Raw genomic sequence first — 1254 nt, forward strand, 5'->3', positions numbered from 1 at the left:
TCCAAGATTTTTGGAATCTCCTTTTACTTCAAATTCCCTGCCATAGTGAATGGAATCAGGCATGGTAAAGCTATACTCTATAACTGGATTTATAGTTATTTCCTGACTATATGAAAAACTTCTTTCTAGGAAATCTGTCATTGTTGCAGTTAATATAAAATCTCCATCTATAAGAAAGGTAATTTTGCCACCTTGTGCATTTAAACTTCCAGAGATTGCCTGCTCTTCAGATATAACTTCACCATCTTTGGTAATGCTCCATTCCACTGGAAGAACATTGTTATTACCATAGGTTCTAATATTAATAATACTGTCTGTATAGGCTGATTTCGGAAGTTGAAATCCTATATCTAATACAGGAAGCACCTCGATTTTATCTCCTGTTTCAAAGAGAAATACTCTGCCAGTTTCATCGATGATTCTAGCTACTAGTTCATAAACACCTGCTCTTTTGAACCTGATACTACCTCCTGAATTATTTAGATTTCCCTCCACATAAGTTGACCAATCCTGAAAACCATAAGTATTATCAACAAGCCATTCAATCTTTAGTCCATCAAGCTCTGTGCTGTTTACCTCTACATTAATATCGTTGTCAGTATGGGCATACTTAGGTAATGTATAACCAACAGCTGGCACAGGGTAAACTTTAAAACTTTGTTCATAGTCATATATTCTCCCTCCATCATCAGTAGAGAAAGCTTTTAGAGTATATTCACCTTTATAAGGAAAAGTAACTATTCCTCCATCATTGGATAGATTTCCACTAACAAAATCTGAAAGTTCTACTTCTTTGCCATCCTTGATAAGTGACCACTCTGCATTACGATTTCCAATTTCCTTAAAGGCTGCTTCGAGCTTTATCTCATCATCTATATGGAATATTTCAGGTAAATAAAAGCCAGCAGAACCTAAAGGATATACGGTAATGGATACCTTATCCGCAAATGTTCTGCTAGTTTTGTCTGTAGCTGAAAGAATTAAATTGTATACACCTTTTTCCTTAAAACCTACAATACTATCTCCTAATGAGATATTCCCTTCAATAAAATCTGAAACATTGACCTCTTCCCCATTCCTAGTAAGAGACCATATTAAATCCATATCATCAGTATTCTTTGTTTCTGTTTTTAGGGTAATACTTTTATCAGTATGGGTTATCTTATCAAGCTCTATCTTTATTTCTCCCACAGGATATACTCTAATTACATCACTTACTTTGGTTTCTTTCCCCAGTTTATCAGTTATAACAGC

1 protein-coding gene is annotated in these 1254 nt (G+C 34.7%); it reads right to left on the bottom strand.

Features of this window, described 5'->3' with window-relative positions; all coding sequences use genetic code 11:
- Positions 1–1191: hypothetical protein (locus FYJ83_RS19810; protein WP_229768677.1), on the bottom strand; the 1191-nt coding region annotated here is incomplete at its 3' end.
- Between the last annotated feature and the right edge of the window lie 63 nt (positions 1192–1254).

Source organism: Tissierella pigra (assembly GCF_009695605.1).
Classification (GTDB): Bacteria; Bacillota; Clostridia; order Tissierellales; family Tissierellaceae; genus Tissierella; species Tissierella pigra.